Annotated in this window: 25 protein-coding genes; 19 read left to right on the forward strand and 6 right to left on the reverse strand. The window is 53.8% G+C overall.

Annotation, left to right across the window (positions count from 1 at the left end):
- Window positions 1-22: 22 nt before the first annotated feature.
- Both purM and purN read left to right on the forward strand, forming a co-directional pair.
- A complete protein-coding gene (gene purM, locus NST37_RS03570; RefSeq protein ID WP_003389453.1) occupies window positions 23-1,063 on the forward strand; it encodes a phosphoribosylformylglycinamidine cyclo-ligase in 1,041 nt (346 codons plus the stop codon).
- Window positions 1,060-1,671 carry a phosphoribosylglycinamide formyltransferase gene (purN, locus tag NST37_RS03575; protein WP_172921205.1) on the forward strand — a complete coding sequence of 204 codons (612 nt, stop codon included), beginning with the start codon at window positions 1,060-1,062 and terminating at the stop codon, window positions 1,669-1,671. Before purM ends, purN begins: the two co-directional genes overlap by 4 nt.
- A 109-nt stretch (window positions 1,672-1,780) precedes the next feature.
- On the opposite strand, the gene NST37_RS03580 is transcribed toward purN, so the two are convergent.
- Entirely contained in the window at window positions 1,781-3,262 is a 1,482-nt protein-coding gene (locus NST37_RS03580) for a hypothetical protein (RefSeq protein WP_339186266.1), read from the reverse strand.
- On the reverse strand, window positions 3,246-3,821 hold the full coding sequence (locus NST37_RS03585; protein ID WP_003389450.1) for a sigma-70 family RNA polymerase sigma factor: 576 nt from the start codon (window positions 3,819-3,821) through the stop codon (window positions 3,246-3,248). The genes NST37_RS03580 and NST37_RS03585 overlap by 17 nt, the downstream gene beginning before the upstream one ends.
- Window positions 3,822-4,014: 193 nt before the next feature.
- Between NST37_RS03585 and NST37_RS03590 the strand changes: the two genes are divergently transcribed.
- The 4 genes from NST37_RS03590 to purD all read left to right on the forward strand — a co-directional run bounded on the left by NST37_RS03590 (window position 4,015) and on the right by purD (window position 8,023).
- Window positions 4,015-4,482: an SRPBCC domain-containing protein gene (locus tag NST37_RS03590; RefSeq protein ID WP_003389449.1), complete on the forward strand. Its 468-nt coding sequence runs from the start codon at window positions 4,015-4,017 to the stop codon at window positions 4,480-4,482.
- A 137-nt stretch (window positions 4,483-4,619) separates the two neighbouring features.
- Window positions 4,620-4,994, forward strand: coding sequence for a hypothetical protein (locus NST37_RS03595; protein WP_024983539.1), 375 nt, complete (start codon window positions 4,620-4,622; stop codon window positions 4,992-4,994).
- A gap of 182 nt (window positions 4,995-5,176) precedes the next feature.
- Window positions 5,177-6,727, forward strand: coding sequence for a bifunctional phosphoribosylaminoimidazolecarboxamide formyltransferase/IMP cyclohydrolase (gene purH, locus NST37_RS03600; protein ID WP_339186268.1), 1,551 nt, complete (start codon window positions 5,177-5,179; stop codon window positions 6,725-6,727).
- Between the two features lie 27 nt (window positions 6,728-6,754).
- Entirely contained in the window at window positions 6,755-8,023 is a 1,269-nt protein-coding gene (purD, locus tag NST37_RS03605) for a phosphoribosylamine--glycine ligase (protein WP_339186270.1), read from the forward strand.
- 248 nt (window positions 8,024-8,271) lie between these two features.
- Here purD and NST37_RS03610 read toward each other — a convergent pair whose 3' ends face one another.
- From NST37_RS03610 to NST37_RS03625, 4 genes are all read right to left on the reverse strand, one after another.
- Window positions 8,272-9,558, reverse strand: a complete 1,287-nt coding sequence (locus tag NST37_RS03610; RefSeq protein ID WP_031932032.1) for an MFS transporter — start codon at window positions 9,556-9,558, stop codon at window positions 8,272-8,274.
- Between the two features lie 11 nt (window positions 9,559-9,569).
- On the reverse strand, window positions 9,570-10,013 hold the full coding sequence (locus tag NST37_RS03615; protein ID WP_003389443.1) for a MarR family transcriptional regulator: 444 nt from the start codon (window positions 10,011-10,013) through the stop codon (window positions 9,570-9,572).
- A 93-nt stretch (window positions 10,014-10,106) separates the two neighbouring features.
- Window positions 10,107-10,244, reverse strand: a complete 138-nt coding sequence (locus tag NST37_RS03620) for an EYxxD motif small membrane protein (protein ID WP_003389442.1) — start codon at window positions 10,242-10,244, stop codon at window positions 10,107-10,109.
- Between the two features lie 15 nt (window positions 10,245-10,259).
- Window positions 10,260-10,802: a DUF2892 domain-containing protein gene (locus NST37_RS03625; protein ID WP_081924285.1), complete on the reverse strand. Its 543-nt coding sequence runs from the start codon at window positions 10,800-10,802 to the stop codon at window positions 10,260-10,262.
- Window positions 10,803-10,973: 171 nt separating this feature from the next.
- Between NST37_RS03625 and NST37_RS03630 the strand changes: the two genes are divergently transcribed.
- The 13 genes from NST37_RS03630 to NST37_RS03690 all read left to right on the forward strand — a co-directional run bounded on the left by NST37_RS03630 (window position 10,974) and on the right by NST37_RS03690 (window position 26,170).
- Complete coding sequence (locus tag NST37_RS03630) at window positions 10,974-12,737, forward strand: adenine deaminase C-terminal domain-containing protein (RefSeq protein WP_031932034.1); 1,764 nt, start codon at window positions 10,974-10,976, stop codon at window positions 12,735-12,737.
- A 611-nt stretch (window positions 12,738-13,348) separates the two neighbouring features.
- Entirely contained in the window at window positions 13,349-14,299 is a 951-nt protein-coding gene (locus NST37_RS03635) for a branched-chain amino acid ABC transporter permease (protein ID WP_024983545.1), read from the forward strand.
- A gap of 9 nt (window positions 14,300-14,308) precedes the next feature.
- On the forward strand, window positions 14,309-15,583 hold the full coding sequence (locus NST37_RS03640) for a branched-chain amino acid ABC transporter permease (RefSeq protein WP_024983546.1): 1,275 nt from the start codon (window positions 14,309-14,311) through the stop codon (window positions 15,581-15,583).
- A gap of 19 nt (window positions 15,584-15,602) precedes the next feature.
- Window positions 15,603-16,379, forward strand: a complete 777-nt coding sequence (locus tag NST37_RS03645; protein ID WP_003389436.1) for an ABC transporter ATP-binding protein — start codon at window positions 15,603-15,605, stop codon at window positions 16,377-16,379.
- Between the two features lie 17 nt (window positions 16,380-16,396).
- A complete protein-coding gene (locus NST37_RS03650; RefSeq protein ID WP_024983547.1) occupies window positions 16,397-17,104 on the forward strand; it encodes an ABC transporter ATP-binding protein in 708 nt (235 codons plus the stop codon).
- A gap of 232 nt (window positions 17,105-17,336) precedes the next feature.
- A complete protein-coding gene (locus NST37_RS03655) occupies window positions 17,337-18,992 on the forward strand; it encodes a PLP-dependent aminotransferase family protein (RefSeq protein WP_339186273.1) in 1,656 nt (551 codons plus the stop codon).
- A gap of 229 nt (window positions 18,993-19,221) precedes the next feature.
- A complete protein-coding gene (locus NST37_RS03660; protein ID WP_339186275.1) occupies window positions 19,222-19,905 on the forward strand; it encodes an AzlC family ABC transporter permease in 684 nt (227 codons plus the stop codon).
- Window positions 19,898-20,215, forward strand: coding sequence for an AzlD domain-containing protein (locus NST37_RS03665; RefSeq protein ID WP_122957573.1), 318 nt, complete (start codon window positions 19,898-19,900; stop codon window positions 20,213-20,215). The genes NST37_RS03660 and NST37_RS03665 overlap by 8 nt, the downstream gene beginning before the upstream one ends.
- 195 nt (window positions 20,216-20,410) lie before the next feature.
- Complete coding sequence (locus NST37_RS03670) at window positions 20,411-21,184, forward strand: IclR family transcriptional regulator (protein ID WP_253725605.1); 774 nt, start codon at window positions 20,411-20,413, stop codon at window positions 21,182-21,184.
- A 66-nt stretch (window positions 21,185-21,250) separates the two neighbouring features.
- Complete coding sequence (locus tag NST37_RS03675) at window positions 21,251-22,849, forward strand: OPT/YSL family transporter (protein WP_003389429.1); 1,599 nt, start codon at window positions 21,251-21,253, stop codon at window positions 22,847-22,849.
- Window positions 22,850-22,896: 47 nt separating this feature from the next.
- Window positions 22,897-23,985, forward strand: coding sequence for a Xaa-Pro peptidase family protein (locus NST37_RS03680; RefSeq protein ID WP_024983551.1), 1,089 nt, complete (start codon window positions 22,897-22,899; stop codon window positions 23,983-23,985).
- A gap of 26 nt (window positions 23,986-24,011) precedes the next feature.
- Window positions 24,012-25,211: an aminotransferase class V-fold PLP-dependent enzyme gene (locus NST37_RS03685; protein ID WP_024983552.1), complete on the forward strand. Its 1,200-nt coding sequence runs from the start codon at window positions 24,012-24,014 to the stop codon at window positions 25,209-25,211.
- Window positions 25,208-26,170, forward strand: coding sequence for a hypothetical protein (locus tag NST37_RS03690; protein WP_003389425.1), 963 nt, complete (start codon window positions 25,208-25,210; stop codon window positions 26,168-26,170). The genes NST37_RS03685 and NST37_RS03690 overlap by 4 nt, the downstream gene beginning before the upstream one ends.
- The last annotated feature ends 500 nt before the right edge of the window (window positions 26,171-26,670 follow it).

Raw genomic sequence — 26,670 nt, forward strand, 5'->3', positions numbered from 1 at the left:
CTCTACCGATGGAGGAGAAACCATGAGTGATGCATACAAGCAAGCGGGAGTAGATATAGAGGCGGGCAATCAGGCGGTCGAGCGCATGAAAAAGCACGTCAAACGGACATTCCGGCCGGAGGTGCTCACTGATCTGGGCGGGTTCGGCGCTCTGTTTCGTCTCGATACGACCAAATACAAAAAGCCGGTGCTCGTCTCGGGAACGGATGGAGTCGGCACCAAGCTGAAGCTGGCTTTTGCCATGGACAAACACGACACGATCGGGATCGACGCGGTGGCCATGTGCGTCAACGACGTAGTGGTGCAAGGAGCGGAACCGCTCTTTTTCCTCGACTATCTGGCGTGCGACAAGGTCGTTCCGGAGAAAATCGAAGCCATCGTCAAGGGGATTGCCGACGGCTGCGCCCAGGCAGGCTGCTCCCTGATCGGCGGCGAAACGGCGGAAATGCCAGGCATGTACGCGGAAGGCGAGTACGACATCGCCGGGTTTACGGTAGGCGTGGCTGACGAAGACAAGCTGATTACCGGCGCTTCGGTGAAGCCGGGCGACGTGCTGATCGGGCTGGCCGCAAGCGGAGTCCACAGCAACGGCTTTTCGCTTGTCCGCAAGGTTCTGCTGGCTGACCGCGGCCTTTCTCTGAGCGAGCATATGGACGTCCTCGGCAAAACATTGGGCGAGGAGCTCTTGACTCCTACACGCATCTACGTAAAACAGATGTTGTCGCTGCTGGATGCGGTCGAGGTGAAAGCGATGGCCCACATCACCGGCGGCGGCTTTACGGAAAACATTCCGCGCGTATTGCCGGAAGGGACGCAGGCGGTCATCGACGTCGGGACGTGGCCGGTGCTGCCGATCTTTTCCCTGGTGCAGGAATCCGGGAATATTTCCTGGAGCGACATGTACCGCACTTTCAATATGGGGATCGGCATGATCGCGGTCGTCAAGCCGGAGGATGCCGAGCGGGCGATGGAGACGCTGAAGCAGTCGGGCGAGCAGCCGTACCGGATCGGCCATATCGCTGCCGGGGAACGAAAGGTCGTATACAACGGGGTGGCGTGGTGAAGCGGATAGCCGTCTTTGCATCTGGCAGCGGCTCCAATTTTGAAGCGGTCGTGCAAGCGGCAAAAAGCGGCCGTCTGGCGGGAGCCGAGATTGCCCTGCTCGTATGCGACAAACCGGGCGCCGGCGTTTTGGAACGGGCTGCTCGGCTTGGCGTAGATGCGTTTGTGTTCGATCCGAAAGCATATCCGGACAAGGCCGCTTTCGAGCGGGAAATCGTCGCCGAGCTGCAGAAGAGAGAAGTAGAGCTTGTCGTATTGGCCGGATATATGAGGCTGGTCGGAGATACGCTGCTTCAGGCATACGAGGGGCGCATGATCAACCTTCACCCGTCGCTGCTCCCCGCGTTTCCGGGCAAGGATGCCGTCGGCCAGGCACTCTCCTACGGGGTAAAGATAACGGGGGTAACGGTGCATATGGTCGATGCCGGACTGGATACCGGTCCGATCATCGCGCAGACACCTGTAGAGGTGCTGGAGGATGACACAGCCGAGAGCCTGAGCGCCCGGATTCATCAGGTGGAGCATGGATTGCTCGTCGACGTCATCGACAAATTGCTCACAGGCCGGGTAAAAGTGGAAGGGCGTCATGTACGACAAGGAACGAAATAGTGTTTCACTGTACAGTACAATCTGAATAAAATGGGTGTCCCACAAGTCAGATCTGACAATGGGCACCCATTTTTGCGTTGCAGAAGGGGGAAGATGAAAGGGCAGGCTCTTATTCTATCACCATTTGCCACGGGCCCTTCAAGAGGTAGCGCGGTTCCCCGATGGAAAAGGTCAGCTCCTCCATGCCAGGCTGCACCTCCAGCTCCAAGTATTCGATCGCTCCCGTATCTTCGGCTGCTTTCCACATATAGGACATCCGGTCGGCGTTCTGTGTATAGACCTTGAAGCTTTGCAGCGTCTTCGCCAGACCGGAATCAAAGCGGACATTTACGTGCACGCGGACAGTCTCGGAATCGACTCGCTCCACTTTTGTAAAATCGACAGGAAAGCCTGCCAGGAGCACTGTTTGATCAATATTTGCCGATCCTTCCTGTAAAGGAACAGGCACTGTTACCTGCTGTTGCGGTGCATGTTTATCGGCGACGCGAATATACGGGATCGACAAGCGGTAACGCTCTAAATCCTGCGGTGACCCTGTGAAGAAAAACTCGTTCTGATTGGCAAAAATTGAATCTTTTTGGATCTCGAGGTTGCCGCCTCGTTCATTTGTCAGCTTCAGCCTTGTCTCCTCGCTTTTATTGAGCGGATCTATGCCGAAGGAGTCTAGTTCAAGACCGTCAGGCAGGATGGACAGCAGGTTTACCCTGATCCGTTTCTGCGCCATCGGGGTCGTCACTGCCGTAATCGTGACGCCGTTTTTTGCTGCGGTCGGGCCAAGACCGTCTAGATTGCCAGCCTGCTTGGCCAACACAAGCGGCAAGGGACCGATAACAGCCACTGGCAGCTCTACGAATACGGCCTCATGACCGGAAAACGGAATGGCTCCCCGATACGTATATGATGCCTTCCACCCATTGCTTGAGCTGGTGAACGTGCCGTGCTTAAATTCATAGCGCTCCTTATCGGATTGGCCCGTAGACAGGGTGATCTTGTCGGGGGCATGTCCGCCTGTTCCCCTCAGCCTGATCGAGGCTTCCTGCTCCCCGATCATGATGCCGTCCACCTTCCATTCAGAACCGCGCGCTTCTGCCGAGACAGGCTTCTCCAGCACATAGACGGGATGCCCGTTCCCTTCGCTTACTGTGCCAAATCCCGGGAGGAACTGCAGTATCTTTTTGAGTTCTGCCCGTACCTCTTCAGATAAACCGATAGGGGCTCCCAGCAAAACAAGCAGGATGGCTGCAGCGAAAGCCCTTTTATGATAGCGTCTTCGGGGCGTTGCGGGCTTCTTTTGGACAGAGTCGGAGCTTTGGGCATGCGGATGAATGCCCAGCTCATGCCATGTTCTCGTTTTGATCCGGTCCAACGCAGCGTTGTCCAGAGGAAGAGCCGCATGGGAAGGGGGTTCATGCAAATCGTAAAAGTCCGGGAAATCGAGGAAGTCCGGGGATTCTCGGAAGTCCGGGGATTCTCGGAAGTCCGGGGATTCTCGGAAGTCCGGGAAATCACGGAAGTCCTTGAAGTCACGCCAGTCTTCTTCGCTTATTTGATCAATCAGGTCAAATACGGCTTGTTCATCTCTTCCCTTCATACGTATCCTCCTGTTCCAAAAGGTGCATCTGCTGCCTGAGGGCTTGCCGGGAGCGAAACAGCCGATTCTCGACCGCCTTTTTGGTCAACCCCGTCTCAGCCGCGATGTTCTCCAAAGTCTCGTAGTAAAAATACCGTTTGATAAAAATGCGTCTGTCCGGTTCGGGAAAGGAGCGAATCAGAGCGACAATTTGTGCGGAACGCTCGCGGGAGAGGACAACGGTCTCCAGGTCTGTACGGGAAGTCGGTTCTGCAGCCAATGGCGCTCCATTGCCCCGCTCCTGAAGCTTGCGGCGATAATCCAGCGCTTTGTATTTGGCGAGAATCAGCAGCCACGTTTTCCATGTTCCCCGGCTTTCATCGAATTCGGCAATTTTTTTCCACGCGGTGATAAAAGCGTCGCTTACACACTCTTCGATGTCTTCCCGGCTCCCGATGCCGCCGATGATCCGGTACACGAGGGTGTAGACGTTTTTTCCGTATACGTTCATTGCGTATTCCAAAGCAATCGGATTGCGGTTCTTTAGTTCGCTTGCAAGGTTCTCTTCGCTGATGTTCATTTCGATCCACGCCGGGCCCCTTTCAACGTTCGTTTCATCTATGTATCAATGACTACGTTTCGATTTTGGCAAAACACTCAGACACTCTTCAAAAAACTTTTCGCGATCTCGCTCAAAAGAGCAAACAAGAAGAAGCGGAATGTTCAGTCTTTCCGGTATAATCAAACAAAGTACCTGGAAGGAGAGGAATAACATGGATAAGGTCATACATAAAAGCGTAAAGCTATCTTGCGGCCCTGCGCAAGCCTTTCAATTCTTTACCGGGAGCGAGCATCTGGCCAGCTGGCTGACCAATGCGGCGGAGGTGGAGCCTGTGGCGGGAGGCAAATACGAGCTGTTCTGGGCACCGGACGATCGCGAAAACGACAGCACTATCGGCTGCAAGGTGCTGGCCATCGAGGAGAACAAACTGCTGGTCTTTGAATGGAAGGGGACAAGGCAGTTTGCCTCACTGATGAACGAAGCGCGTCCGCTCACCCATGTCGTCGTATCCTTCATTCCGGACGGAGAAGGAACCAACGTGCAGCTTGTGCATAACGGATGGGGCAGCACAGAAGAATGGGACGCTGCACGCGGCTGGTTTGAGCAGGCATGGAACATGGCGTTGGCCGGGCTTGAAAAGTACGCGAGTGCGCAGCCGGTCGCAAAGTGCTGTGAATAAAAAACGGCGATCCTCTCAGAACGGTTGGACCTATAAGCTGTCCCCCAAAAAAACCGAGCGTATAGACGCTCGTCAACAAAAACTTTTCGCATGCCCCGACATACAGTAAAGGGAAGGTGGAAATAAGGAGGGGCCAAATGAACGGGGACTTCGTAGCCGATCTGTTGGGGAAGCTGAGTAAACGAACGGGTCGGGAGTGGACGCTGACCGACATTATGAAGCTTGCGGAGAAACTCCCTAAAAACGGGAACGGAAATATTGAATCCGTCTTGAGTGAGCTGTCGGATATGGGACTTGATCTTTCGGACGAAACGAAAGACAAAGTCAGGCAGCAGGTAAAAGACGGCAAATCCCTTTCCGCGGATACAATCGGGGAGCTCATGACGACCAGTCAGAAGAAGGAATCGGGAGAAAAGAAAAAATCGTCCCCGAAGGGCAGCGGAAAAGTGAAAAACCTCTCTTTGGCGGAACGGATCAAAAAGATGCAAAGCCGCAAAAAGAAGCGGACATGACAGGATAAACGCTGTATCGATAACGAGAACAAAAAAGATACGCAGCCGACTGTGCCCCGGCACCGAAGGCTGCGTTTTGTTTTGTCCGAACAATCTTGATAAAAACGTACAATTATGTTTTAATGTATATGTAATGTTCGTGTTTTTGCAACCTTTTTGAAAAAAGTCAGGAGGTTCTATTCGTGAGTGTGAAAAAAGCACTGATCAGCGTTTCGGACAAAACTGGGTTGGTACCTTTTGCGCGCCGCTTGGCTGCCGCTGGGGTCGAGATCATTTCTACCGGCGGGACAGCTTCTCTGCTCAAGGAAGCGGGCATCCCCGTCATTGGCATTTCAGATGTGACCGGTTTTCCAGAAATCATGGACGGACGCGTCAAGACGCTGCACCCGAATATTCATGGAGGTCTCTTGGCTGTTCGCGACAACGAGTCGCATCTTCAGCAGTTGAAAGAACTGAACATCGACACGATTGATCTGGTCGTAGTCAATTTGTATCCATTTAAAGAAACGATTGCGAAACCCGGCGTTACTTATGCCGAGGCAATTGAAAATATTGATATCGGCGGTCCGACGATGCTTCGCTCTGCCGCCAAAAACCACCAATTCGTCACAGTGGTTGTGGACGCAGCGGATTACGAGAAAGTGGCCGGAGAAATTGAAGCAGCGGGCGATACTACACGGGAAACACGCCGTCTATTGGCTGCCAAGGTATTCGGGCATACGGCCGCGTATGATGCCCTGATCGCGCGCTACCTGAACAATCAGGTGGGAGAAGCATTTCCGGAAAGCCTGACCGTGACGTATGAAAAGGTGCAGGATTTGCGCTACGGCGAAAATCCGCATCAGCGTGCAGCTTTCTATCAGGAACCGCTTGCGGGGCTGACTTCTGTCGCTGGCGCTGAGCAATTACATGGAAAAGAGCTTTCCTACAATAATATTAATGATGCGGATGCGGCTCTCGCTATCGTCCGTGAATTTACAGAGCCGGCAGTCGTCGCGATCAAGCACTCCAATCCGTGCGGTGTCGGCATTGGCGGCGATGTCCGCGAGGCGTATCAAAAAGCGTTTGAAGCCGACCCGGTTTCGATTTTCGGCGGGATCGTCGCTGCCAACCGGCCGATCGATAAAGAGACGGCCCTGTTGATGAAAGAAACCTTTTTGGAAATTATCCTCGCTCCCGATTTTACCGAGGAGGCATTGAATGTCCTGACTGAAAAGAAAAACCTGCGCCTCTTGCGCCTGCCGGATCTGGCGCCTGTCCAAAAAGATGCCGCAGCTGTTCTCCGGGTAGCGCCGGTAGCGGGCGGAGCGCTGGTTCAGGATTACGATCTCAAGCAGCTCGCCGATGAGGAGATTCGCGTCGCTACCGACAGAGAGCCTACAGCCGAGGAGCTGGCGCAGTTGAAATTCGCCTGGAAGGTGGTCAAGCACGTCAAATCCAACGCGATCGTACTGGCCGCAGATAACATGACCATCGGGGTAGGAGCCGGTCAAATGAATCGAGTCGGTTCTGCCAAGATTGCCATCGAGCAGGCTGGTGAAAAAGCCCGCGGTTCCGTAATGGCTTCCGATGCTTTTTTCCCGATGCCCGATACCGTCGAAGCAGCGGCAAAAGCGGGAATTACGGCGATTATCCAACCAGGCGGCTCTGTACGGGACCAAGAATCGATTGATGCCTGCAACCGTTTTGGGATTGCCATGGTCTTTACTGGTGTGCGACACTTTAAGCATTAGAAGAGAGAGAATACAGGAGGGAATACGATGAACGTACTGGTAATCGGCAGCGGCGGCCGTGAACACGCCATTGTCTGGAAGCTGGCGCAAAGCTCCAAGGTGAATAAGATTTTCTGTGCCCCCGGCAATGGAGGAACAGCCCTGCTGGCGAAGAACGTGCCGATTCCCGTTCATGATTTTGCCGCACTGGCACAGTTTGCCAAGGACGAAGGCATCGATTTGACGATTGTAGGCCCGGAGGACCCGCTGCTGGGAGGCATTGTCGACTTTTTCCTGGAGCGCAGCCTGCCGATCTACGGACCGACTGCCCAAGCTGCGAAAATCGAGGGAAGCAAATCGTTTGCCAAATATCTGATGAAGCGTTACAACATACCGACAGCGAAGTATGAATCCTTTATCGACTATGAGTCTGCACTTGCTTATGTGCGTCAGCAGGGAGCGCCGATTGTGGTAAAAGCGGATGGACTTGCCGCAGGCAAAGGGGTCGTGGTGGCGGAGACGCTGGAAAAAGCGGAGCGGGCGTTGTACAGCATCATGGAAGAGAACGCATTCGGCCAGGCAGGAGCCCGTGTGGTCATCGAAGAGTGCATGCGCGGAGAAGAACTGTCCCTCCTCTCCTTTGTCGATGGAGAGACGGTCAAGCCGATGATCACCTCCCAGGACCACAAGCGGGTGTTTGACAACGATCAAGGACCGAATACCGGGGGAATGGGCACCTATGCGCCGGTACCGCACATGTCAGCCAAGCTGGTAGATGAAATCGTGGCAAAAATCGTCCAGCCGATGGCATCCGGCATGGTGCGGGACGGCATTCCGTTTCGCGGCGTGCTGTACACCGGCTTGATGATCACTTCGGAGGGGCCGAAGGTTGTGGAATTCAACGCCCGCTTCGGCGATCCGGAGACGCAGGTCATTCTGCCGCTCCTCAAGACCGATCTGGTGGATATTTGCACGGCGACGGTCAACGGCGAACTGGCTTCCCTGGATGTTGAGTGGAAGCAGGAGAGTGCGGTCTGCGTCGTCATGGCTGCTCCCGGCTACCCCGGTGAGTACCCGAAGGGCTCGCTCATCACCGGACTGGAGCAGCAAGCAGAAGGCGTAGCCGTCTTTCATGCCGGCACCAAGCAAACGCCAGAGGGCACAGTCACGAGCGGCGGCCGCGTACTCGGCGTGACCAGCATCGGCAAAGACCTGGAGGAAGCGAGAGCGTCTGCCTACGAGGCGGTACGTTCCATCTCCTTCGAAGGCGCCCACTACCGCACCGACATCGCTGCCAAGGCGCTGGGAAACCGGTAAGGTAAGGGCGTACGAGAAGCGAGAACGGGTCTGTTCGAATGGGCTTGACCTGCTTCCAAAAAGCTTGTGCAAAAGCAAACAAGCCTCCAATCCCGAGAAGCGGATTGAAGGCTTGTCTTGTTTTGTGATAGTCCGGCAAAAGCCAAAAGCCGTAGAGATGAAAATGGAGAAAACGCGAAAGGTCTTTGGGACACAACCCAGGCGGAATGGAAAAAGGGGAACACGCTTTCCCGACCCAACCAACGCTATTAAACCCCAATCTCCTCCCGGGAAGCCGCTGCCTTTGCCCGTCTCTCCAAAAGCTGAGACAGTAAATAAACGACGAGAAACAGCACCATGCACCCTGCAGACAGGCGGTACATCACTCCATAGCTGGATGCCGAAGCGACGGCTCCCAGCAGCATGGCCCCCAGCGCAATTCCCAAATCAATCGAATTGAGAAAAAGCCCGTTGGCCATCCCGCGCTTTGCCGGAGAGACCTGCTTGATCATCCAGGCCTGAATCGACGGCTGAATAATTCCGTAGCCGAGACCGTAAAATAAGGCGGCTGTCAGCAGCGTCGGGACAGAGGATGCTTGGGAGACCAGTACAAGCCCGATCACGGCCAGCAGGGCTCCGGGAGGAAGAACGGCCCAGTGCCCCTTTTTGTCAAATATTTTCCCTGAGACAGGCCGGATCAATACCATGGCAAAGGCGTTGCAAAGAAAAAACCAGCCGACGTTGTCGATATGAACCTCTTTTCCGAACAGCGCCAAAAAGCTGATCAGGCCTCCGTACGTGATGGAGAGCAAAAGATTTAAAAAGGCTGGAAGCCAAATGCCCCGGCCGGAAGCTCCACTGGTACCGCTGCCGGTTGGAAATGGCTGCTTGCTGATCTGTTGCTTGCTACTCGGAATCTGTGGCGTGCCGGTTTGATTCGCCTGCCCCTCTTTGTTTTCACGCATGGCATGGACCGGTGCCGCCGGCTGTATGATCCGCAGCATAGGGATGATGGCGATTACGAGCACAACAGCCGAAGCGGAAAGGGCGACAAACCCGAATTGTCCCAATATCCAAAGTCCGATCACGGGCGCAATCGACATCGCCAGACTGGACGAGAGGCCAAAGTACCCCATGCCTTCCCCCATCCGTTTGGGCGGGATGACATTGGACGCAAGAGTAGGAAAGGTCGTGCTCGTCATCCCGAATCCGACGCCGAATACAATACGCATGACAAGCAGAAAGGCGATTGTCCCTGCCCAAACGTAACCGGCTGTCGCAAGAATAACGATAGACAGTCCGAGCAGCAAAATCGTTTTGCTGTTTTTCGGTTGCAAAACCTTGCCTGTAAAAATCCGGGCGACCACAGCCGCAAAGGCAAACAGGCTAATCACCAGGCTCACCGTGAAATCACTCGCGCCGAATTGTTCCTTTACATACGCCGGGAATGATGGCGTCATCATTTGCAAATTCAAAAACAACAGCAGGTTGCAAAGTGTCAGGAGGACAAACTTGCCCGTCCATAGCTTTTCATTTGTCTCTGGTTTCTCTTCCACCTATTCCACTCCTACTCCATGATGACTTGGTTGACATTGTTTTGAATGGTCAAAAGAGTGTCCTTCAACAGCTCAAGCCGTTCCGGGTCTATGCCTGCAAGCATTTCATCAATCGCTTGTTTCTCCAGAGGTATGGCCTGCTCGACAAACGATTTTCCTTTTTCGGTCAGATAGATTAAAAAAGCGCGCCGATCAGCAGGACTCACCTTTTTCTCGATCAATTCCTTCCGCAAAAGAACATCGAGTATCCGGGCAGTCGTCGGTTGATCCTTGGCTGTGCGGATGGCGATCTCCTTCTGGTTGATGCCGTCCTGCTCGCACAGCCTGAGCAACACAGCCAGCTGTTCCGGTGTAATATCCAGCTCCTTGAGGCGGATGGTGACAAGATGGCTCACCCGCCGATAAGTGATACCGAGAAGAAATCCGATTGATTGATAGTGAGGCGTAGAAACCATGAGGGACAGCTCCTATCCAAAATGATTGTCATAACAATTATATGTATAACATATTTTCTTGTAAACCAAAATTAACAAAAGGAGATACGCCTGTTATTGGCGGTATCTCCCTTTGTTTTTGCGCGTGTTGTAAAAAAAGTATCCCATCGCCGCCACGCAGGCTATGATGATGGCGATGACAAACACATTGTGGGAAAACCATTCGTACAGGGGAGGGCCGACAATCGTCATAAAGCAGTCCTCCTCTTATGAATAGGTAGGGTACAGATGCTCGTCCCGACTGTACCGTTCCGAAGGTTTTTTCTCCAGATCGCTGTCTTCGTCTTCCATGAACTGATCGGCTGTCGGATAGGTGACGTGTTCTCGCAGGGCTGCTTCCAGTTGTTTATCCTCCTGGGACAGCTCCCTTGTGGCAGTGGCTGCCCCTTTCTCAGGCGACATCCCGGCTGCCATCGCTTGAGACATCTCGGAGGTCATGGCCGCATTCTCGCCTTGCTTGCCGCCTCCCTTTGACCCCGTCATTTGCCGCATGGCTGCGCGGACGCCGGCTTCGGTCATTTTTCCGACAATCTTGTTCATTCCCTTTTTGGTAACTGTATCGGTATTCATCGCATACAGCATCGGACAAAATCGGGTCGCACCCTCCGCTACCTTCATGGCCGACATGGTCATGAGCAGCCAGGGGGTACGATAGGGGCGACGGCTCATTTTGCCGACCCCGTATGCAAGTCCAACAAGTCCGGCAGTGATGCGAATCATGGCATCTACAGTTCCGACGTTCCTTCGCATGTGGATTCCTCCTGTCCAACTTGTATCTACCGGTTAGTGTGTGCGGGTCTTGGGAAAACAGCCAAGGAAAATGTTTCTAAGATGGCGAAGCTTTAAGGTAACAAGAAGGGCATCAGAATGATTTTCAGAAATGACTGAAATCGTTTTTAAAGGGAAACAGGAGGGATATTCATGCGAGTTCGTTCGATAGATGAGGCTGCTCATCGAAAGCTTCTGCGGGTGGCAAGAAGGGAAGAGCCGGCAGATATGTGGATCAGGGGAGCAAAAGTATTGCATGTCTATACAAAGGAATGGCGGGAGGTCCACATAGCCGTTTCCGGCGAGAGGATTGCGTATGTCGGGGAAAAAGAGCCGGTGACTTGCGAGGGGACGACGATTGTGGAGGCCGATGGCAAGTGCGCTGTTCCCGGATACATTGAACCTCATGCGCATCCCTTTCAATGGTACAATCCGTTCACGATGGCGGATTTTGCTTTGGCGCGCGGGACGACGACGTTGATATCGGACTCTTTGATGCTTATGACGCTGCCTTTTGCGCAAGTGGCTGACATCATGGAAAAACTGGCGGAGCATCCCGTAAAGCAATTTTTCTGGGCAAGGCTTGATCCCCAGATGAGACGCACAATGGCATCGCCGCCGTTCGACAGAGAAGGCATCGACCGGATGCTGGAGCACCCCCGTGTCATTCAGGGCGGAGAGTTGACCGACTGGCAAGGCGTATTGGCCGAGGATGAAACCTTGCTGTACGGCATCAAGCGAGCACTGGATGTGGGCAAGCGAATGGAGGGGCATCACCCCGGCGCCTCTGTGCAAACGCTGAATGCGGCAGCGGCTCTGGGCATTACTGCCTGCCATGAAAGCATTACGGCCGAGGATGTGCTGGAGCGGCTGCGAGTGGGGATGTACGCGACCCTCCGCCATTCATCGATTCGCCCCGACCTGCCGACTTTGGTGCAAGGGTTGCTGGAAGCAGGGATTCCCTGGTCATCCCGGATGATGCTGACCTCAGACGGCAGCACGCCGCCGATGTACCGTCATGGCTTGATGGATTATACGATCCGCCTGGCGATTGAAGCAGGCATGCCGCCAGTCGAAGCGTATGTGATGGCCTCGCTCAATCCGGCCGTCTACTACGGGATCGACAGCGAAGTGGGCGGCATAGCTCCCGGACGGCTGGCCGATATTCTGCTTCTGACGCAACCCGGGGAGCCGACGCCGGAAGCGGTCATCGCAAACGGACAGCTCTCGGGGAAAGATGGAAAGCTGCTCGTCCCGACGGTCCAGCCAGTATGGACAGACTACGATTTTCCGTCCGTCTCCCGGGAAATGAAGGAAATGCAGGTGAAAACAGAATGGTTCCGCATGAAGGACAAAGGAGTGCCGGTCCCTGTCATTTGCATGCTGAACGCAGTCATCACCAAAATGGAGCAAGCGAGCTTGCCCGTGGATACGCAGGGATATGTTTCGCTGGAAAACGACCCGGAGCTCGCGCTGCTCTGTCTGATTAACCCTGTGCAAAAACGTTTGACCCGGGCAGTCGTCAGGGGATATGGCAGGGATCTAAAGGGGCTGGCCAGCACCTATACGGCATCGAGCGATTGGCTGGTGATAGGACGTTGTGCCCAGTCTATGGCGCAGGCGCTGCAGAGGGTCATGGAAATGGACGGCGGGGTAGCCATGTACGAAAAAGGAAAGGCAGTCTTGGAATGCCCGCTTCCGCTGGGAGGCAAGTTCTCCCCCGCACCGATGGAGGAAGTGATTGACATGGCTGAGAGGTTTACGGGATTGATCCGGGAAAAAGGCCACGAGCATCTGGACCCGCTCTATTCCCTGCTGTTCTTTACGGCTACTCATCTGCCGTATGTGCGGATAACAGCAGAAGGAATCGTGGAGGTAAAGTCGGGGAAGATCCTCGTTCCTTCTGAGTTCTTGTAATGGAAAATACTTACATTCTTTAATGTGACATAGCATTGATATATTCTTTCCTCGCTTGCTTTTTACGATTATGTATTGGAATTATATGTAGCGTAAAAAAATAATTTTTTCTCTTGTAAATTTTCTAATTTCTTTTAAAATGAAAAAGAATCAAGCTGCGTCAATGATATAGGCTGATTGATCCGGTGTTTACATAGGTTCAAACTGGCAGATCAGACAGCTTGATTGATGATGAAGAAAACATAAAGAGAAATAAAAGGGGGATTCAATTGGCATGAAGGGAGATACCGGTAATTCCAGGTAGCGAGCTTACTGAATCTTTTGATATGATAGTGGTAGCTGATTTTTCAGTCAAATCACACTATTTTGCGGATAGAAGCAGGCCATTCGTAATAGGCGAAAAGAAAGGCGACTGTTGCGCAAATGGACAAGATTCGCTTTCGGACTGTATTGGTTCATAGGGCGCGAGGAAACAGCATCATAGACGCATCTGACGAGCCTCATTCAGCAAAAGGGGCGGCACATTCCGTGCGGTCCCTCTTTATTGGCGTTGTCGCATGCAAAAAATTGAAATTCACCACAAGTTTACGAAGGAATGAGGGATGGGAAGCATGCTGCTCAACATTTTGCCTCAGGTGTTGGTTGACGGGTTGACACTGGGATTCATGTACGCCGTCGTCGCTCTCGGCTACACCATGGTTTACGGTATTCTGGAATTTATCAACTTTGCCCACGGGGAAATTTTCATGGTGGGTGCCTTCGTAGGGACAGAGGTTTTGTTGATCTCCGACTCCTTGGGCGCTCTTGAAGGAATGAACCCGTACGTGGCTTTCTTCCTGACGCTCGTCATCGCGATGGCGCTGACAGGGGGACTCGGTGTGCTCATAGAACGGGTCGCTTACAGGCCGCTTCGGGGTGCGCCGCGTCTGGTTCCTCTGATTTCGGCGATTGGCGTTTCCTTTTTGCTGCAAGACCTGGTTCGCTTTACCGAGGCGATTGCCCGCAACGAATTTTATCTGAATACTCCCGCACTTTTCTCGGGCAGCATTTCTCTCGGGATCGCTTCGATTCCGACAAAAGGCTTTATCGTTATCGTTCTTGCCATTGTCATGATGATTGCTTTGACGCTGTTCATCAACAAGACGAAGTGGGGCATCGCAATGCGGGCGGTCGCGCAGGATCAGTCGACGGCATCGCTGATGACAATCAACGTGGACAAAGTCATCATGCTTACCTTCCTGATCGGTTCGAGCCTTGGCGGAGCAACGGGTGTTCTGTTTTCGCAAAACTACGGTACGATTGACCCATACATCGGCTTTATCCTCGGCCTGAAAGCCTTTACCGCTGCGGTTCTCGGGGGTATCGGAAACCTCCGCGGAGCGATGGTGGGCGGCGTGCTGCTGGGCCTTCTGGAATCACTGTCCGGCGCGTATATGGGACCGTTGACCAACGGAGCCTTCGGTGCCGAATACAAGGATGTATTTGCGTTCAGTATTTTAATTCTCGTGCTTCTGTTCAAGCCGGAAGGTCTGTTTGGCGAAGCAGTGAAAGAGAAAGTGTAGGTGAGAATCATGGCAAACATCGGATGGAAGTCGATGAAAGGAATCCCGCTGGTCGTTACACTGATCTGGATCGCTGTCTCTGCAGCAGCCCTGCACTTCATGGAAAAGTCCGTCATCGCGTTTCTGGGAATTTTGTTCTCGATTATTCTGATCTACTATACAAACACGGACAAGCGGGTTCGCCTGATCCTGGGTGCCGCCGTTTTGCTTCTGATCATTCCGCTGGTGGCGGGGGACAACCGCTACTATATGGAAGTGGCTTCGCAGGTGGGCATCTATGTGGCGATGGCGCTCGGCCTCAACATCGTAGTCGGTTTTGCCGGTCTGCTTGACCTGGGGTATGTCGCCTTTTTTGCAGCGGGTGCTTACGCGTATGCAATTTTCTCCACCTCTCAGGCAAACGAGTTTATTCCTGGCGGATTGTTTCCGTTGTCAGGAGACTGGTTCTGGCCATTTCTCATCGTCGGCCTGATCGTGGCGGCTATATTCGGGATTTTGCTCGGTTTGCCGGTACTGCGGGTAAAAGGCGATTACCTCGCCATCGTTACACTGGGCTTTGGTGAAATTATTCGGATTATTTTTAACAACCTGGATAAGCCGATCAATATTACGAACGGTCCCCAAGGGATTACGCCGATTCCGTCTCCGGAGCTGTTCGGGGTCAAGATGGGGACGCCGTTTTACTTCTACTTTATCGTCCTGTTCGTGATCATTTTCATCGTTATCGCCAACATCCGCTTTGAGCACTCCCGTCTGGGCCGCGCGTGGGTGGCGGTGCGGGAGGACGAGCTGGCCGCGCAGTCGATGGGTATTTCCCTGTTGAACACCAAGCTGGCTGCGTTTGCGACAGGCGCCTCTTTTGCCGGTGTCGTGGGAGTCATCTTTGCTGCCAAACAGACGTTTATCGATCCGACGTCCTTTACCCTGATGGAGTCGATCGGGATTCTCGTGATGGTCATTCTCGGGGGCAGCGGCAGCATCCCTGGGGTTATTCTCGGGGCCGCCTTTGTCACAGTGCTTCAGGTACAGCTCTTGAAAGAGTTCTCCAACTTCCTGCATTCGCTGCAGCAATCGGGAGTCATCAATCTGCCCAACCAGCTTGACCCGTCCAAATTCCAGCGTTTGATTTTCGGGATTATGCTGATCCTGGTGGCGCTTTACAGGCCAAACGGGTTGATCCCGGCCAGGCGCAAGAAGAACGATCTGGAGGCCATCAAAGGAAGCAAATACGCTGGAGGCAAGCTTGGCATCTTGAGCAAGCTTACCCAGGGGAAACAGTCGTAGCGAAGAAGGAGGGAGCACGATGGCATTATTGGAAGCCAATGGGTTGACCAAGCGTTTCGGCGGTCTGGTTGCCAATCAGGATGTGACCGTAAAAATCGAACAAGGAACGATTACCGCCGTCATTGGCCCTAACGGTGCGGGCAAGACGACCTTCTTCAATATGGTGACGGGTTTTTACGAGCCGGACGAGGGAGATGTTTTGCTGAACGGAAAAAGCATCAAGGGGCTGCGCCCCGATCAAATCGCGGAGCGCGGGATTACGCGGACCTTTCAAAATATTCGCCTGTTCAAGGAGATGACAGCCCTGGAGAACGTCATGGTGGGCACGCACAGCCGCCTGTCGGCAGGGATCCTGGGCATTATGTTCAATACAAAACGCGTTCGCGAGGAAGAAGAGCGGGCCAAGGTTGAAGCCTACCAGCTGATGGAATACGTCGGCATTGCCCATGTGGCGAACGAAGCGGCAGGCAGCCTGCCGTACGGACTGCAGCGCCGTCTGGAGATCGCCCGGGCGCTTGCGACCAATCCGCAAATCATTTTGCTCGACGAGCCGGCAGCCGGGATGAACCCGCGCGAGACGGTAGAAATGACTGAATTTATCCGCAAGCTGAAGCATGAGCTGGGCCTGACGATTATTTTGATCGAGCACGATATGAAGCTCGTCATGGGATTGAGCGAGTATATTCACGTCCTGGACTACGGACGCAAGATTGCCGAGGGTACGCCGGAACAGATTCGAAACAATCCGAACGTCATCGAGGCTTACCTGGGCAAAAGCGCGACGGAAGTGTCGTAAGAGGGGGAGGAGAAACAATGCCGTTGCTTGAATTGCAAAACGTTCACACCTATTACGGCGGTATCCACGCGTTGAAAGGATTAAGTATTGAAGTAAACGAGGGGGAGGTCGTGACGCTGATCGGCTCCAATGGCGCCGGGAAGTCGACCACCCTGAAAACGATCTGCGGACAGACCCGTGCCCGGGAAGGCCGGATCGTGTTTGACGGCAAGGACATTACGCAGATGAGGACGCACGATGTCGCAGCGATGGGGATCGCCCATGTGCCGGAGGGACGGCGGATTTTTCCCAAGCTGACGGTTCGGGAAAACCTGGAGATGGGTGCATTTTCCGTAAAGGACAAACAGATCATTGAAGAAGGCATCGAGCGTGCATTTCGCTATTTTCCCCGTTTGAAGGAACGGATCGATCAAAAGGGCGGAACGATGTCCGGCGGTGAGCAGCAGATGCTCGCGATTGCTCGCGGTCTGATGATGAAGCCGAAAATCCTGATGCTGGATGAACCGTCTATGGGTCTTGCCCCGATTCTGGTGGAACAAATTTTTGACATCGTGACAGAGCTGAACCGCGAAGGCATGACGATCCTGTTGGTTGAGCAAAACGCCAACCAGGCCCTTTCTGTAGCGAATCGCGGCTACGTCATTCAGACAGGCGAAATCATTCTGCAGGATGAAGCGCAAAATCTGCTGACCAATCCTCAGGTGCGGGAAGCGTATCTTGCTTGATGGAAACGAAGAAAACCCGATGGAGTGTATGGACTTCCGTCGGGTCTTGTTTTTTCTAAAGGGAGTCGCTTCCGGCATACTGACCGACGGCTTTTGGAGGAAAACGAATGTGCAACAAGAATGCGCTCTCCCCATATCTTTATGTTTTTGCTACTATCATCATAAGAAGTAGCTGACCTTCTACGAATGGTCAGATTCCAAAATAGAAAGCGGGTCAGCCTGGAGGTTATTGATGGAGATTCACCCGAATTGGACGAAGGCCGGATCAGGAAAGCTCTACCTGCAGCTCTACGCATACTTTCGCGAGGAAATCCAGACTAGACGGATATTGCCGGGAACCCGGCTGCCCTCGGTTCGATCGATCAGCCGCAATCTTCAACTGAGCAAAACAACGGTAGAAACGGCCTACCATCAGTTGCTGGCGGAAGGATACATCGAGAGCAGGGAAAGAAGCGGTTTTTACGTGGTGGAGTGGGAAGAGGACGAGGTAGCCGTTCCATCCGGGAAGCACGGAGGAAAAGCGGCCGCGAACGGCGCTATGAACGAGATTGGGAATACGGCCGGACAAGCAGCCGAAGCGGAGCCAGCAGGAGTCGGATATAGAGTTGGGGCTGAGGATACAGCCGGAGCCGGATATACGGCTGGAGTCGGGCATACAGCCGGGGCCAAGCATGCGGCTGCACATACGTTACCTGGTACAGGCACGACTCCACTTCCCGAAAAAGCGATCGCCAAAAGTGATACGGCCGGTCTGCCAGCGGGGAAGAACCCGAATATTCTCTACGACTTTCATCAGGCCCGGGTCGATGCCGAGCATTTTCCGTACGGATTGTGGCGCAAGTACAGCAATCAGTGCATGCGGCCGGAAAACAGGAATATTCTCAATTACGGGAACCGCCAAGGGGAGCGCGCCTTGCGGGAGGAGATTGCCCGTTATTTGCAGCGGGCCCGCGGGGTTGCTTGCACGCCAGATCAGATTGTCATCGGGGCAGGAACGCAGGTGCTGGTCCAGGTGCTTTGCTTTTTGCTCACCCTGGAGGAACGCGTGGTCGCAATGGAGGAGCCGGGATACGACGGGGTGCGGACTGTTTTCCAGCATCTCGGATATAAAATAGCCCCGATTCCATTGGACGAAGACGGCATCGATGTAGAGGTGCTGGAGGCAAGCGGAGCGACGCTGATTTACATCACGCCCTCCCATCAGGAGCCTACCGGTGCCGTTATGCCTTACGCAAGGCGAATCAGACTGCTGCAGTGGGCGGCCAGATCGGGCGCGTACATCATTGAGGACGATTACGACGGAGAATTTCGCTATCAGACGAAACCGATTCCCTCGCTTCAGGGACTGGACACGCATGAACGAGTCATTTATCTCGGCACGTTTTCCAAATCACTGTTGCCGTCGATTCGCATGAGCTATATGGTTTTGCCCCCGGCGCTGCTGCAGATCTACGGAAGTCAGCTGTATGAATACGATCAAACCGCATCCCGCATCCATCAGGAGACGCTGGCTCTCTTCATGAAAAGCGGGGAATGGGAGCGGCATATACGCAAAATGCGGACTTTATACAGCAAAAAACATGAGGCCATGCTCAAAAGCTTGCATACGTATTTCGGGGAGCGGATTCATGTGACCGGACAGAATGCCGGATTATCCGTGACGGTGGAAGCAGTATCAGACCTCTCGGCAGAGGAGCTGGCGCAGCACGCGTTATCAGTGGGAATCCGCGTCTATCCTACGACCCGAAAATGGCTGCATCAGCCAAAGGACAGCTTGCCTGCCTTTCAATTTGGCTTTGGCGGCATGTCCGCCGAAGCTATCGAGCAGGGGATATGCCTGCTTGAAGAAGTGTGGAAGCCGTATTTGACCAGCCATGAAAGAGATTGACGCACTTACGCTGATTGAGTCTGCCCGGTATCCCGGACGAAGGTGACAAATGAGCTACTCGTACTCATGGACGATTCCGTACTTGTGGACGATTCGGTACGAAGCCGAGATCCATCCGACCCGAACCCGATCGGCATACAGGTACAGGAACAAGCAGAAGCGCCTTTGCACAGTAATTGACAGAGTGTACAGACAATAATAGAGTGGGTGTGTCAGGAGGGTGGACTGCTTGCATTCATCGAGAAATTTGTTCGTACAAGGGATGAAACAAATCCTGCCCGTTGCGTCTGCAGGTATCATTGACGGGTTGGTATTCGGGATCTTGGCCAGACAAGCAGGGCTGGGAATTACAGAGGCCATGCTTTTTTCGTTGCTCGTGAATGCGGGCTCGTCCCAGTTTGCGGCAGTAGGCCTGATCTCTCAGGGAATCGTAGGGTGGCCGATTTTGGTTTCAACCGCACTATTAAATGCAAGGCATCTGTTATACGGTTTGTCTCTCGGTCCCTATTTTCGCGAAACCCCTCCGTGGAAGCTTTCCTTGATGGCAAGTACATTAAATGACGAGACCTATGCCTTGAAAATTACGTACCTGACAGCGGGAAACAAGCCGAGCCTTCCGTATTTTGCCGGAGCGAGCATCGCGGATTACGTCATCTGGAATGCCAGTACCCTTGCTGGTGCCTGGTTCGGGACAGTATTTACAGAGACCGAGGCGTTTGGTCTCGACTTTGCCTTTATCGCGACGTTTTTAGGGTTTCTTGCCGTTAACTTGATCTCATCCTTTCACGTGAAGGTAGCTGTATCCGCTTCATTGGTGGCTTGTCTGGCTTACTGGCTGGGAGGAGGGGTGGCTGCGGTGATCGCGGGTACGCTGACGGCTGTAGCTATAGGGGCGGTGAAGCGGGATGGATAACGTCATTCTGTATATTTTGTTGATGGCTCTCGTTACGTATTTGACACGTTTCCCGATGCTGCTGATCAGTACCCGCTGGTCTGTACCCGATTGGTTGAAAAGAGGGCTCGCGATGGTGCCGGTCGGGGTGTTCAGCTCGCTGACGGTACCGCCGATCCTGTTTCATCTGAGAGACGGGCAGTGGAGTCCCGAGTATCTGGCAGCCGGAGTCATTGCCTTGGCGGTGGGATTGTGGAGGAAACACATCGTCTGGGCGCTGCTCGCGGGAGTAGCGGTGCTGATTGGCTGGCGGCTTTTTTTGGGATTGTAGAGGGAAAGTAGCATAAGCAGGTGTTGCAGAGGAAAAACCTTTGCGATTCCTGCTTTTTTCGTTGCCTTTTGCAAAAGGGGATCGTTTCCAGCCTGAATGTTGAGAATAATGATTGAAATCGGCAAAGTCATTCAATATAATAAATTTATAAAAAGGTACAATGGTTCGATTATCGGTACAGTGTGCGAAGGGGGTATGAAGTCGTTGTCTCTGAAAACGTTGGAAAAATCTTTGGAACTGCTCAGATGCTTTTCTGAGGAAAAACCAGCCTGGGGAGTCAGGGAAATCGCAAAAGAGCTCGACATGAGCCATACGATTGTCCACCGCATTTTGGCGACCTTTGAACAGTTTGGCTACCTGAGGCAAAATCCGGAGAACAAGAAGTACGAGCTGGGACTGGAGTTTTTGCAGATCGCCCAGAAAGTCAAGGCACGCATTCAGCCCGGGGATGTTTTGGTTCCGGTTATGAAAGGGCTTTCAGAACAGACGGGGGAATCCGTCTTCCTGAGCTGGCTGGATGGCCTCGAAGGGGTCTATGTAGAAATCGTGGAAAGCTCTCATGTTTTGAAGTATTCCGTAACCGTGGGCAGAAGATTTCCGCTGTACGCCGGTTCGATTGGCCGGGTTATGATGGCGCATCTCCCCGAAGACAAGCGGGAAGAGATTATCTCCAGAGGATTAAATCCGCTTACATCCAGGACGATCGTAAATCCCGAAGTCTTGCGGCAACAGTTGCAGATGATTCGCAAAAACGGCTGGGCCTATTCGGCAGGGGAGTACAACGAAGGGGTTGCGGGGCTGCATATGCCTCTGTTTGACAAAAATGGCAAAATCCTCGGCTCCCTGGGAATCGCCGGCCCGGATCACCGGCTGGCTGAAGAAAAAGTGCCCGAGTTATTGGACCATCTGATGAAAGCACGAGACGAGATTCAACAACTGCTGAATGATTACTCTTTCCGTTACTTGTAAGCAGCTGCATCAACCCAGATAAAAATGGTTCCGTACAACACTTAATCAATTTTGGGGGTAAAAAATATGGAAAAGCAGCCGGAAAACAAAAAGCATCCAAGAGCTCTGGAACCGTTTACGCTTCTCCTTACCATCGGTTTGTCCGTAATCGGGGCCATTATCGGCATGCAGCTGATCGTGACACTCGGCATATCAGCGAACACGGCCATTATCGGGGCACTGATCGCCATGGTTATCTCTCGCATCCCGGTAACTCTCTTTCGCAAATACCGCTCTGTCCATCGACAAAACCTGATCCAGACGGCGATCTCCTCGGCGACTTTCGGGGCCGGGAACAGCCTGATGATTCCGATCGGCATCCCGTTTATGATGGGCCATCACGAGCTGATCATCCCGATGCTGATCGGCGCGGTCCTGGCGATGTTTGTAGACGCCGCCATTTTGTATCGCCTCTTTGACTCCAAAGTATTTCCCGCCAGCGGAGCATGGCCTCCGGGCATTGCCACGGCTGAATCGATCAAAGCAGGCGATCAGGGAGGCAAGCGCGCTGGCTGGCTCGGGCTGGGCGCCCTCGGGGGAATCGCCGGTTCGGCAATGGGCATCCCGATGTCAGCGTTTGGCGTAGCCTTCATCGGAAACATCTGGGCTCTGCTCATGTTTGGGGTCGGTCTTCTGCTTCGCGGCTACTCCGTTCCGCTGTTCGGCGTAGACGTAAACAAACTCTACATTCCCCACGGCTTTATGATTGGTGCCGGTGTTGTTGCACTGATTCAAGTAACGACGATCATTTTAAAGAAAAAGAAAACAGACGCAGCTTCTGCAGTGGAAAAAGAAGAGCCGTATACGCGTACAGAGAAAGATACCTCGCGAGCGCTCGGATTTGGATTTATCGCTTATCTGGTGATCGCCCTCATCATCGCGATCATCGGCGGCGTGATTACAAAAATGTCCTTTGGCATGCTTCTTTTGTTTCTCTTGTTTGCTGCCTTTGCCGCATTTGTCCATGAAGTCATCGTCGGCATTGCCGCCATGCACTCCGGCTGGTTTCCGGCTTTCGCAGTCGCGCTGATCACCTTGATCATCGGGATTTTGATCGGCTTCCCGCCGCTTGCTTTGGGCCTTCTGGTCGGCTTTAGCGCCGCTACGGGTCCGGCATTTGCCGACATGGGCTACGACCTGAAGACAGGCTACATTCTTCGCGGCAACGGAGAGGATATGGCGTATGAGCTGGATGGACGCAAACAGCAATTTATCGCCGGGATGATCGCATTTGGCGTAGCGGCGATCGCTGTACTGATCGCATACAAAGGCTACTTTGCCCAAAACCTTGTGCCGCCGGTCGACAAGGTATATGCGGCGACGATTGAGGCAGGCGTCTCCGGCGACATTGCCCGTCAATTGTTCCTGTGGGCGATTCCTGGCGCGATCCTGCAAATCGTCGGCGGTTCCAAGCGTCAGATGGGCGTCCTGTTCGCGACCGGATTGCTGCTGCTCAACGTGCCGGCAGGCTGGGCCGTGCTGGCGGGCATCGTCATCCGCGCTGTCGTGCTGAAGGTGAGAGGCAAGCAGGCTGAGACGACCATGAGCATTCTCGCGGCAGGGTTTATCGCCGGAGATGCGCTGTACAGCTTCTTTAGCTCCGTATTTAAACTGAAAAAACTGTAGGCGGGGGCGGCAAGTCCCTGCAACAACGAACAGGAGGATGAGGAAAGATGTTCGATAAAAGACAGCAAGCTCTGGCAGGAAAGATTCGGGAAGCAGGGGTGGACGCAGCCGTACTGGTTCCCGGTCCCAACCTCTACTACTTTACCGGCCTGCAGCTGAAGCAGAGCGAGCGGCTTACACTCGCCATTGTGACGGCGGAGGGAAAATGGCTGTTCGTGACTCCGCAGGTGGAGCTGAGCAAGGTCCAGTCCACGGTAAAAGGAGATATTTTCTGGTACACCGATGAACAAGGCTCCGCCAAGGCGCTGCAGGAGCTGGTCGATGCCAAGGGCAAGCTGGGCAAGGTCGGCGTCGAGTTCGGTACGATGCGGGTTGCCGAGCTGAAAGCGGTAGAGCAACTGGGCAGCACGGACACTCAGGATGTCAGCAAGCTGTTCGACTCCTTCCGCATGTGCAAGGACGAAGCGGAAATCGAGTATTTGCGAAAAGCGGTAGCAATCGTGGAAGAAAGTCTGGAAGCGACACTGCCGTACATCAAGCCTGGGGCAATCGAGCTGGAGATCGCTGCGCGGCTGGAATACGAAATGCGCAAACGCGGCTCCGAGGGCACGCCGTTCGGAACCATCGTCGCCTCCGGTTATCGCGGAGCACTGCCGCACGGACGCGCCGCCTCCAAGAAGATCGAAACCGGCGAGCTGGTCGTTCTTGATTTCGGCGCCATCTACGGAGGATATGTGGCGGATATTACACGCACGGTCGCCGTAGGAGAGATCTCGGACGAACTGAAGCTGATCTACGAGACGGTCCGGGAAGCACAGCAGGCTGCCATTGACATTATCAAGCCGGGCATTACCGCTCACGAGGTAGACGACAAGGCGCGGAGCATTATCAAGAGCAAGGGCTTCGGCACCTACTTTACTCATCGTACCGGCCACGGAATCGGACTGGGAGCGCATGAGGCGCCGTACATGATGCAGAACAACCAGCTCGTGCTTGAGCCGGGCATGGCGTTTACGGTCGAACCGGGAATCTACTTGCCTGACAAAGGCGGCGTACGGATCGAAGACAACATCATCGTCACCAAGGACGGTTATCTCAATCTCATGACCTCCTCCAAGGAACTGATCACACTGTAAACGCCCAATAAAGAGGGAGTGGAATCATGAATATCCAACAGATCAGACAGGATACGCCTCTGCATGAACGCTATGCATACCTGGACACTGCGGCAGCATCTGCACCTCCACGCCAAGTGATTGAAGCCATGACCGACTATTTGCGCAAAACAACAGAGCTGGGCCCCTATCTGCCCTCTTTTCGCAGGGAGACCTATGCCCGGGTGGATGCCATCCGGGAGGCGGCTGCCCGCTACATCGGAGCGGGGGCCAATGAAATTGCCTTTGTCAAAAACGGAACGGAAGCGATCAATTTCGTCGCCAGCGGCCTGACTTGGTCGGAAGGAGATGAAGTGATCATCGCCGATCTGGAATTCCACAGCAATTTTGTACCGTGGCTGCGGCTGGAGCGCGAGGGCAAGATCAAGCTGAAGGTTCTCAAGACGGACAGAAGCGGGGTTATCTCCCCAGCCGCCCTGGAAGAGCTGATCACTCCCCGGACGAAATTGATTTCTGTTTCTCACCTGCCCAATGCTTCAGGCGCCCTCCAGCCGATCGAAGCGATCTGCGAAATGGCCAAGAGGCACGGCGTGCTGACGCTCGTAAACGCCTCGCAAAGCCTGGGGATGGTCCCCATCGATGTGAAAAAGGTGAAATGCGATTTCCTCGCCGCATGTGGCCGCAAAGGACTGCGCGGCCCGGAAGGCTCAGGGATTCTCTTTATCAGAAGCGAATGGATCGAGTCCATCACGCCCGCCTTGATCGGATGGGGCGGAACGAGCTGGGATTTTGACACCAACGAGTACAGCTTCCTGCCCATCGCCAAGCGGGTCGAAGCCGGCTGCCCGATCGTTCCTTCCATTCTCGGTCTGGGAGCGGCTCTGGAATACGCTTCAGCGATCGGCGTCGAAGCGATTTACGAGCGGGTTCGCAAGCTGACGGCGTACGCGGTGGGACAAATGGAAAAGATTCCGGGCATGGTCATCTACGGACCCGAGCGGCTGGAAGACAGACTGGCGCTGATCCCGTTCAACGTAAAGGGCTTGTCGCCCGACCGGATTACACAGTATCTGGAAGAGAACGGCATCATCATCGAATCCGGCACCTTTATGGCCAACACGATGCTGCAGCAGTACGGCATCAATAAAATGGCCCGCGTATCGCTCCATTATTTCAACACCGAAGAAGAGATTGACAAAACGGTGCAGTTGATTCTGGACCTTTTGCAGAAGGAGGGGCAGCAATGAATAAATTCATCATTCAATCTGCTTTCAATGTGATGAAAAACGGGCTGAAGGTGAAGCCGGGCGAAGAGGTCGTCATTGTCGCGGATGACAAGCAAAACGAGCAGCTCGTCGACGCATTCACCACAGCGGGAGCGCTATTGGGAGCGAAAACGGGCAAGGTGATCTATCCGGTTGTCTCTACGCAAAACGAGGAACCGATGGGAATCGTAGCAGAGAGTCTGAAAAGCGCCGATGCGGCCGTGGTGCTGCCCGTTGTCTCGATTACGCACGTCGAGGCCATTCGCCAGGCGCGCAAGCAAGGGACACGCGTGCTCGTCTGCAGCGGTCTGGATGAACGGATGATGACGGGAGCAGTCAACGCCGATTACGAAAAAATGAGCGAATTGACCAGCCAATTCGTCGCTATGCTCGAATCCGCCGAGACCGTTCGCGTGACCTGCCCCAACGGGACGGACATCACCTTCCCGATCAAAGGACGCTCCACGATGGCGGTAGACGGCATCTGCGAGGAAGCAGGCCAATGGAATTTCGCCCCGGCCGGAACGACTGCGACTGCGCCGCTTGAAGGAGCCACCAACGGAACCATGGTGTTTGACGGCAGCCTGGCGCCGTTCGGCATTGTCGACAAGCCGGTCGTGCTGAAAGTGGCCGACGGCATGATCACGGAAATTGAGGGCGGCAACACAGCGGTGGAATTCGAGGCTCTCTTGCGTTCCTTCAACAACCCGAATGTTTACAACATTGCCGAGATCGGTATCGGTACCAATGACAAGGCTGTACTGAGCGGAAAGCTGATCGAGGACGAGCGGATTCTCGGGGCCTTCCATGTCGGGATTGGCAAAAGCTTGAACATCGGTGGGAATGTCGATGCGCCTTTCCATACTGACGGGATGATTCTGAAGCCAACTATGTGGATTGACAATCGGTTGGTTGTGGAGAACGGGACGATTCTGGTTTAGCGAGCCAAGCGGCAGAGACGGCTTGGGAGCTTGAGTGTTTCCCTATGATTCAGATTGTTTGGAAAGCCCTGCGTGCTAGCGGGGTTTTTCGTTTTTCAGGGAATAGGCTTCTTTCTTTCGCAGCCACTTTTTTTGGTTTTTGTGTTGTTGGACAGGCTTTAGGGGAGGAGATGAAAAAGGAGAAAACCGCTCCAGGTTCGGTGGGACACTGCGAGGGGGATTGACTGTCCGGCTCCATTCCAAAAGCAAAACCGCGTCCAAAAGCAGCCTGCTCAAGGAAGCATCTCAGAGTTGGACGCTAAAGGCGTGTTTTGCTTTTGGAATGGAGCCTGGGAGGTGTCCCAAAGACCTTCGCGTTTTTCTCCTTTTTCATCTCAACAGCTGCTGGTTTAAATCAAAAAACCGTTCGGCCCGAACGGTTTTGAGAGAGGCTGCCATGAACCTTGGCCAGCCTTGAAATATCCCACATGCTTTTTAAAGCTGGAAGAAGCAATTCCGCT

The sequence above is a fragment of the Brevibacillus sp. FSL K6-6036 genome (genome assembly GCF_037964015.1).
GTDB classification, from domain to species: Bacteria; Bacillota; Bacilli; order Brevibacillales; family Brevibacillaceae; genus Brevibacillus; species Brevibacillus borstelensis.